Annotated in this window: 9 protein-coding genes; 2 read left to right on the top strand and 7 right to left on the bottom strand. The window is 50.4% G+C overall.

Going from position 1 to position 6,907, the window contains the following annotated elements; translation table 11 throughout:
• Positions 1–305: hypothetical protein (locus tag C7B82_RS32960; protein WP_219903975.1), on the top strand; the 305-nt coding region annotated here is incomplete at its 5' end.
• 699 nt (positions 306–1,004) lie between these two features.
• Here C7B82_RS32960 and C7B82_RS03335 read toward each other — a convergent pair.
• The 5 genes from C7B82_RS03335 to C7B82_RS03320 form a co-directional block, all read right to left on the bottom strand.
• Positions 1,005–2,393: an NCS2 family permease gene (locus C7B82_RS03335; protein ID WP_219903973.1), complete on the bottom strand. Its 1,389-nt coding sequence runs from the start codon at positions 2,391–2,393 to the stop codon at positions 1,005–1,007.
• A gap of 438 nt (positions 2,394–2,831) precedes the next feature.
• Positions 2,832–3,065: a hypothetical protein gene (locus C7B82_RS31275; RefSeq protein WP_146141036.1), complete on the bottom strand. Its 234-nt coding sequence runs from the start codon at positions 3,063–3,065 to the stop codon at positions 2,832–2,834.
• A gap of 479 nt (positions 3,066–3,544) precedes the next feature.
• A complete protein-coding gene (locus C7B82_RS03330; protein WP_106254894.1) occupies positions 3,545–3,880 on the bottom strand; it encodes a hypothetical protein in 336 nt (111 codons plus the stop codon).
• Between the two features lie 132 nt (positions 3,881–4,012).
• Positions 4,013–4,231 (bottom strand): DUF4278 domain-containing protein, encoded by a 219-nt coding sequence (locus tag C7B82_RS03325; RefSeq protein WP_106254893.1) that lies wholly within the window; start codon positions 4,229–4,231, stop codon positions 4,013–4,015.
• Between the two features lie 123 nt (positions 4,232–4,354).
• A complete protein-coding gene (locus C7B82_RS03320) occupies positions 4,355–4,570 on the bottom strand; it encodes a DUF4278 domain-containing protein (protein ID WP_106254892.1) in 216 nt (71 codons plus the stop codon).
• 288 nt (positions 4,571–4,858) lie between these two features.
• On the opposite strand from C7B82_RS03320, the gene C7B82_RS31900 reads away from it, so the two are divergent.
• Positions 4,859–5,002, top strand: coding sequence for a hypothetical protein (locus C7B82_RS31900; RefSeq protein ID WP_181357330.1), 144 nt, complete (start codon positions 4,859–4,861; stop codon positions 5,000–5,002).
• A gap of 16 nt (positions 5,003–5,018) precedes the next feature.
• Here C7B82_RS31900 and C7B82_RS03315 read toward each other — a convergent pair whose 3' ends face one another.
• Positions 5,019–5,771 (bottom strand): response regulator transcription factor, encoded by a 753-nt coding sequence (locus tag C7B82_RS03315; protein WP_106254891.1) that lies wholly within the window; start codon positions 5,769–5,771, stop codon positions 5,019–5,021.
• Positions 5,768–6,904, bottom strand: a complete 1,137-nt coding sequence (locus tag C7B82_RS03310) for an ATP-binding response regulator (RefSeq protein WP_106254890.1) — start codon at positions 6,902–6,904, stop codon at positions 5,768–5,770. The genes C7B82_RS03315 and C7B82_RS03310 overlap by 4 nt, the downstream gene beginning before the upstream one ends.
• Between the last annotated feature and the right edge of the window lie 3 nt (positions 6,905–6,907).

Below are 6,907 nucleotides of genomic sequence, written 5' to 3'. Positions count from 1 at the left end.
ACCTCAAGGTCAGTCTTGGGCGTGAATCTACCATATTTTCATGCGTGGTGGTGCACGCAGTGCATGATGACTTCGTTCCCAACTTCCGTTTTACGCTGCACGTAGGCTCCCACTCTCCACCGGGTGTGTTACGAGTGCTTGCAGGTCAGGGGTTCCAACTGCCTGCCGTTTTATCCTTTCCCATTTTGGGCAAGCCTATTAACCCATGTAGGCTTGTTCACGATGACGATGGTTCAAACGTGGATTCACTTTCGTTAGCCTTATCCAGCTATGCTCGACGGGATTCTCAATTGGGTTTTGAGTGACCGCCTTTTATCCCTGCTTCAAACGATTGAGAGTCAGTCGCGCGTTTGAGGGATACGCTGTTACCCCAGCACTTGGGGAATTGGAATTGTCCTGATTGGACTCACCATACAGAAGTTGAGTTATCAAGGTTCTTTCACCCTGACCCCGTTTTATTTCAAACCTTATGGAAGGGCTTGACTTGAACGGGAACGAGTCGCACAGACCCATTCGTGTAATTTGGTGTCACGATAGGCGTTAAACGCTTGCGGCATAAAGCTCTCAGTGGTCAAGCATGAGATCGGCGTGAATCGTTTTGTCGCTGTATGGATCAGCAAGGCGGTTACGAGCGCGTTGAGGCAGAGCGCGATTGATCACTTCGACTCATGTTCTGATTGGCTAGCCATCATTGCGCGGTAATCAGGGTTAATTGCCCCGCGCAGCAGAAGGGCTGATTCAGAGACTCTCTTCGATAGATTTTCTGAAGCTCAATCCAAGTAAGGCTTTCCAGCCCAACTTGCACTTTTAGGGTCGTCTGTCGCCTCAACCCCATCACCGCTCAAATGTCGTCAGACCACCCATTTTGGTAGAAAATTGATTGTTGAAATTGCTTTCTAGCAAGGGTTCTAGCCGATGTGATACTTAATAGCCAAGAACGGTGCTAGACCCCCAAATGGGTCAAAAGCCTGATTGGAAAATATTCAAAGTTGTGATCAACCTGGCTAAGATTGCAGAGTCGTAAATGTGAAATACATGAGAGATAGCAATGCAAGCAAGAGGCTGATGCGTTTCGTGGTTTGTCCATTCCTCTGTGCCGCTTTGACTAATGGGTAGGCAATGAGTCCCGCTGCCATGCCATCAGCGACCGAGAAGGTGAGCGGCATGATTAAGATCACTAGAAAGGCAGGAATGGCTTCTGATAGGTCATTCCAGTCGATAAAGCGAACGCAACTCATCATCAAAACGCCAATCATAATCAGTACAGGAGCCGTTGCAAAGGCTGGAATAGCAGCAAACAAGGGCGCAAACAGGGCTGAGACCAGAAATAAAAGGGCAACCACGACCGAGACAAAGCCACTGCGTCCGCCTTCAAAAATGCCAGAGGCGGATTCTAGATAGGGAATCACAGGCACACTACCGATCAAGGCACCCAACATCGTACTGACTGTGTGGGAGAGCAAAGCCTGCTTCGAACGGTGTAATTCTCCATCGGGCTTCAAGCGGTCTACTTGGTGTCCCAAAACGTTGAGTGCGCTGATGGTGTCTGACATGGAAACAAAGAGCAGAATAAAGACAACCGCAATAAAATTTCCTAGTTGTGACCAGGTGAGATAGTGCACTCCAGCGATCGCCTGCCCAACTAAATCAAGCGGTAACTGCGGTAGAGTCACGATGCCTTTCGGTAAGGGGGCAACGCCGCACAACCATCCAAGAGTTGCCGTCCCGAAAATACCTAGCAGCAAAGCCCCCTTCACCCGTCGAACCGTCAGCATCGCGGTGAGCAAAATGCCGAAGATAGCAATGAGCGTTGCAGGGTGCTTGAGCGATCCTAAGGCGGTCGTTGTCGCGGTGCCGGCAACAATAATACCCGTGCCAAAATTGGGAGGAGCCGCTTTACCCGACAAGGCGATATAAGACAGAAATAGCCCTAAGCCAACCACCATTGCCTGTTTGAGCGAGTTGGGAATGGCATCATTGAGTTGACGACGAAACCGACTCATAGACAAAACGGTAAAGAGCGTGCCTTCTACCAGAGCAGCGGTCAAGGCCAAGCGCCAATTCATCCCCATGCCCAGTACGATCGAAAAGGCAAACAAGGCAGCAGTACCAGTGCCAGGTCCCAGCGCGAAGGGATAATTAGCCAATAGCCCCATCATCATGCTGGCAACCGCAGAGCAAAGCACGATCGCGACCAAAATTTGCTCAAAAAGATCTCCCGGCTGGTTCAAAAAAACCGCATTCCCCAAGATGTGAGCATTAACGACCAGAATGGGAGCCGTGGTCATGAAGGTGGTCAGGCTGGACAGCCATTCAATACGGTAGTTGGTGCCTAGCTGCTCAAACTGAAAGAAATGACTGATTCTATCTGACCACGGCAGTTTCGTGGGCAAGTGGAGGGAGCTGTTTAGCTTATTCATAAGTGCTTTTGGGGGCTTTAGAACCAATCAGTAAATAAAGTGACGAAATATAGACGCAGTAAACGTTTGATTAATCAACCGAATATATGGTGAGATGACAACCGTTCTATGTCGGCTGCTCACACACTCCAAACCATTGTCTGACGTGGGTGAGAGGCTCGTTTTGATAGACACTAAAGTTAACTTGATTCAAGTTTCTAACCTGAATCGATCGACCGTAGACAAAGCCTGCATCAAAAGATTGAAAGTCTTTCCAGGAGAAGCGATATTTTTGGGGATACACGCTAGACGAGATCAATTTAAATAAAATCTGTGTAACCAATTCGTTTGGCGATCATTGCCCATTGTGAAGCCAATCACAAACGCCTCATCAGCGAGAGATCTCCCGAAGCGCGCTACATGGACGATCGTTCAATGTATGTTTTGACGGTAATGGAGCTGCCACAATCGTTCTAATTTGGCAATCCGTTGCCGCATCACTCGTTGATGGTAATGCCGTCTGGCAACGATACTAAGGGCAACAATTAAAGGCAGGAGTAGCGCGATCACCCCTGTTGCAATCGCGCTATTCTCATGCGTTGTTGGAATGGAGCTTGGAGAAGGAGTGATGGTGTGAAAACTCTGTCCCACAGGGCGTGAAAGCATGACGATCTCCTGGGTTGATTCACGGTATCGCTTGGAATTGTGATGCAGCTATGAATTTACGGCTTCCCTGCTAAGAGATGTTCAACTTGATCTGATGGTATGAAGTCCCACCGCGGATCAATGTCATCTCTTGTCTGCCTGTCAGTTATCACCGTGTGGTGCAGCGTTGATCTGATTAGAACCAGTCAAACGTTATGCCCTCCATGAATGGATCGTTGCTGAATGCCAGTCAGGTGTTGTGCCTCAATGCTTTGCAATGTTCAATCTGTTTGGGCGTCTACCTGGAAACAAGCCTGCTGCGAGCCCCGGCACACCAGCGGGAAGCCGCTGACAAGCCTACAGTCCTACGTGCTTCACACACGCTCCGCGAACAACACTCTGCACATTGCCATAGCTCGTCTCAATCTTTAAAACGGTTGATCACGTTGTTCGCTGGATTTGATCATTGTTGTTTTGAGTGGAATATGGCATCCAGCGACTTAGGCCGCGAGGAGAAGGTCTTGAGGGGCATGCAACTGTGATACGACCGCCAAAAGCAGCTGTATTTCTGGATCAGAAGACTGTAATGCTCCTGCTGCAGTAACTTCGCAGGTTTGCCACCAGGTCGGGTGGTGGCTGAAGAGCGCCTGCATCAGTTGGGAGTATGCTCCTGGCGCTTCCAGTGTGGAGCAAGAAAGTCTGAGAAAGGCAGTCATGCGCAAGAGGGGAGGCACATGCGGAGCGAGGAGCTTTTGTCTTGCCGCTTCGAGTCGGGGCTGCGCTTGCTTAGAGGGGGTTGATTGGGCAGCAGTCTTAAGAGGTGTGATCAGTTGCATGGTTGGTGTTTCCTTTGGGGGCGAAGGTTGATGAGCTGTGTCTGTGAAGCGCCTCGTGGTTTGAAAGGACGCGTGGCACATCTATTTGACAGTGATAGTAAAAGTATTGTGGGGAAGCACTCTAGGCGTAGTTTAGTGAGCAGGCTTCATGTACTGCTTGGGGGCTGCAGACGCACCCGCAAAGCGCCAGTTGATTGCTTTGGGTAACTGGGTCGGTTGCATCGTTGCCAACTGACAGCGATAGCTTGCACCGCGGTAGAAGAGAGTCTGGTATACCCCGGTTGTAACTGGAGTGGAAGGTGCAGGCGAAGGGCTATAGTTGAAAGCTTGACCGCGATAGATCAGTTGCATGGTTAAGATTCCTTTTGGTGGGGCGTGACGATGAGTTGTGGTTCAGTGGGCATTTATGCATGCAGACAGCAATGAATGCAGGCAGTAGCAGTAAAGAGGCTGTAGGCAAAAGCGTTATGTCGCTTAGTGAGCTGGGCTCAAGCGCTTGGTTTGAAAGACAGTCCTGCCAGCAAAGCGCCAGTTGATTGCGCCTGGTAACCGACTTGGCTGCAAGGCTGGGCAGGAGCATTGGTAAGCACAACCACGATAGAAGAGGGTGCGAGTTACCCCAGTCGTGGCAACCGGTAGTAACGTTGCGGGGGTGTAGTTGTAACCCTGTCCACGGTATGTAAGTTGCATGATTGACGTTCCTTTATTTAGAGATTGATGAAAGGTGGCAGTTGGGTACTTTATTCAACTGAGGTTGCAAGTCATTTGCCCCTTTTGGTAAGCGTTTCAGCTTGCGACTTCCTCGTTTGAATGTATTCAATCTACTCTCAGGCGATGGGTTCCTACATCTGATAGATGTCATCTCTTGTAAGCACAATTTTTGTCGCGATGCGCTGCTCAGAGCATGACAGATGTCATGCTCTGAATAAATGAATCATGGCGTTGTGACTGGGAACGTCCTACCACCCAAACGGCTAAATGACCGATGCCTTGGTGTATGTGGGCATCAGGGCTGCCGCGATCGCCTCGGTCGATCGCTCCATCACCAGAATCTCACTTGCCAGAGTTGGTAAGTTTTCGCTGCACACCAACGGGAACGTGAAAGCGGCTATTCACGATTGATGCCAACAAACTTCGCTTAAGAAATCGCTTCAGGGTTCTCTAACCAGGACAAAAAGGTGCTGGCAACAACCGCTGCTTGCGTGCGATCGCGCACATTGAGACGCGTCAAGATGTGAGAGATATGGTTTCGTGCCGTTCCTTCTGTGACACACAGTTGTTGAGCAATTTCTTTGTTACTTCGTCCAGCGACGATCAAACACAACACTTCCCGTTCACGGCTGGTCAGCTCAGTAAACCCAGGTGGCAGTTCTAACGGTTGCGGAACGGTGTCTTGTGATTGTGGCTGTGGCTGTGGCTGTGATTGTGGTTCCGGTTGCGGGGTGCCATCGTCTTCTGGTTCTGGGGCAACCGCGATCATTTTTTCTAAAATGCCGGGTCCAAACTGGGTATAGCCGCGATGAATTGAACGAACCATGTCTGCCAGTTCTTTAGAAGGGGTGTCTTTCAACACATACCCTTTTGCCCCGACCCGGAGCGCTTCTGTGATGTAGCGCGCGTCGTCAAACGTCGTGAGGACTAAAACCTTCACCTCTGGAAATTGCTGGCAGATCTGCTGCGTGGCCTCCACGCCGTCCATGACGGGCATCCTGATGTCCATCAACACGACATCAGGTTGGAGCGGGGTGCCGTAGAGAGACTGCAAGATCGCGATCGCCTCCTGTCCATTTCCCGCCTCTCCCACAACTTGAAAGTCGGGCTTGCGCTGCAACAGGGTTTTCAGCCCCCGACGCACAATTTCCTGATCTTCCACTAGCAGTAAGCGAATCATACTTCACTAACCCTTCTGTCAGGAAAGACGGCTATCAGTTGACAGCCAGTGCCTGGTTGGCTGGCAATTTGGAGGTGTCCTCCCGTTTCAGCTACTCGCTCTTGCATTCCTTTCAAACCAAAACCACTGCGGTTAGCATCAACCTGGAAGCCCTTGCCGTTGTCTTGCAGCATGACTTGAAAACCAGCATCCGTTGAGTGCAATTGCAGGTGCACAGCGGTGGCATTAGCGTGTTTGCTGATGTTGGTTAAGCCCTCTTGCACCAACCGATAGATGGCGGCACTCACTGGGGGCGAAAGTACAGGAGGCAGGCAAATCTGGCGATCAACCGGAATACCGGTTGTATTTTGAAATTCCTGAGTGAGTTGGGTTAACGCCTCTACCAGCGATAGCCCTTGTAGCGGATCTGTCCGAATTGCAGAGACAGATTCTCGTACCGATCGCAGTGCCTTAGAACCCAACGCTTTTGCTTCTTGCAAGAGGGTATAGGCTTCATCGGGCGCTTCTTGCCAGAGATCTAGCGCGGTCTCCATTTGAATATTGAGGGCAACAAGAGCGTGTCCGAGGGAATCGTGAATATCACGGGCAATCCGGTGTCGTTCGGCAATGGCTGCTAAGGCTTCAATCTGCTGATTCAACGTCTGTTCCTGTGCCAGAGAGCGGCGGAGTTCCGCTTCTATGACTTGAAGCTGATGGTTGCGTTCTTGAAGTTGCTGATTGCGTTCCTGAAGCTGTTGTTGCAAGCGGTGTAGTTTCAGTTGATTCTCGACTCGCACCAGCACTTCTTCGACCTGAAACGGCTTGCTAATGTAATCAACCCCGCCAACTGAGAAGGCTTTCACCTTATCAAAGACTTCGTTAAGAGCACTAATAAAAATGATGGGAATGTCAGTCGTTGCTGGCTGGATTTTCAAGCGCTGGCAGACTTCATAGCCGTTCATCCCTGGCATATTAATGTCTAACAAAATCACGTCAGGTGGCTCAGCCTGCGCCACCATAAGAGCGGCTGAACCACTCCTGACACTCCGAACCTCATAGGCCTGATCCGTTAGCATGGCTGACAGCAACCGCAGATTATCGGGCGTATCATCAACAAGGAGAATATTGCCTTTAGGGGGCGAGCTGGAGTCCATACT

It is taken from the genome of Stenomitos frigidus ULC18 (genome assembly GCF_003003795.1).
GTDB lineage: Bacteria > Cyanobacteriota > Cyanobacteriia > Leptolyngbyales > Leptolyngbyaceae > Stenomitos > Stenomitos frigidus_A.
This window is presented reverse-complemented; position numbering and strand designations above follow the sequence as displayed.

Coding starts and splice junctions, on each gene's coding strand:
- C7B82_RS31275 (WP_146141036.1), bottom strand. CDS start 3,065: ATGCTTTCACGCCCTGTGGGACAGAGTTTTCACACCATCACTCCTTCT.
- C7B82_RS03330 (WP_106254894.1), bottom strand. CDS start 3,880: ATGCAACTGATCACACCTCTTAAGACTGCTGCCCAATCAACCCCCTCT.
- C7B82_RS03325 (WP_106254893.1), bottom strand. CDS start 4,231: ATGCAACTGATCTATCGCGGTCAAGCTTTCAACTATAGCCCTTCGCCT.
- C7B82_RS03320 (WP_106254892.1), bottom strand. CDS start 4,570: ATGCAACTTACATACCGTGGACAGGGTTACAACTACACCCCCGCAACG.
- C7B82_RS31900 (WP_181357330.1), top strand. CDS start 4,859: ATGACCGATGCCTTGGTGTATGTGGGCATCAGGGCTGCCGCGATCGCC.
- C7B82_RS03315 (WP_106254891.1), bottom strand. CDS start 5,771: ATGATTCGCTTACTGCTAGTGGAAGATCAGGAAATTGTGCGTCGGGGG.
- C7B82_RS03310 (WP_106254890.1), bottom strand. CDS start 6,904: ATGGACTCCAGCTCGCCCCCTAAAGGCAATATTCTCCTTGTTGATGAT.